Source organism: Alistipes sp. AF14-19, from assembly GCF_003461645.1.
GTDB lineage: Bacteria > Bacteroidota > Bacteroidia > Bacteroidales > Rikenellaceae > Alistipes > Alistipes shahii.
In genome coordinates this window covers 1-533 of sequence record NZ_QTXM01000058.1, presented here as the reverse complement: position 1 = coordinate 533, position 533 = coordinate 1, and the positions used below count along the sequence as shown (strand labels likewise).

The 533-nt window shown below is 47.8% G+C and carries 1 protein-coding gene; it reads right to left on the bottom strand.

Annotated elements, in window-relative coordinates; translation table 11 throughout:
- On the bottom strand, nt 1–494 hold a 494-nt coding region (locus DWW03_RS16395), incomplete at its 3' end, for an IS3 family transposase (RefSeq protein ID WP_259302005.1).
- Between the last annotated feature and the right edge of the window lie 39 nt (nt 495–533).

Below are 533 nucleotides of genomic sequence, written 5' to 3'. Positions count from 1 at the left end.
TCGATGCGTTCTTTTGCTGCCTGAAAACTTTCAAAACATTCCTCGTCGATCCATTCGCTCTTCAGAATACCGTTCACCCGTTCGGCAACGGCATTCTCATACGGATCGCCCTTTTCAGTCATGCTGATGCGAATCCCATTATCGGTCAGTAATTTCACATATTCTTTCGAACAATATTGGCATCCTCTGTCCGAATGATGGATTAACCCTTGCCGTTTTTGCTGCGGAGTCTGGTCTATGGCCATCCTCAGTGCACGGAGCGCTCCGTCCCGTTCCAATGTCGTATTCAGATCATAGCCTACGATCCGTTTGGAATAGGCATCCGTTATCAAAGCCAGATATGCAAATCCTTCTTTCAAAGAAATGTACGTAATATCTCCGACCCATAAACGATGCGGCCGCTCGAGGTCGAAACCCCGGATCAGATTCGGATATTTACGCATCCAGTGCCGCGAGCAGGTCGTAACGCTGTATTTCTTCCGACGTTTGACCAGAAGATTGTTTTCCGAAAGCAGCGTAAATAACCGATCCCG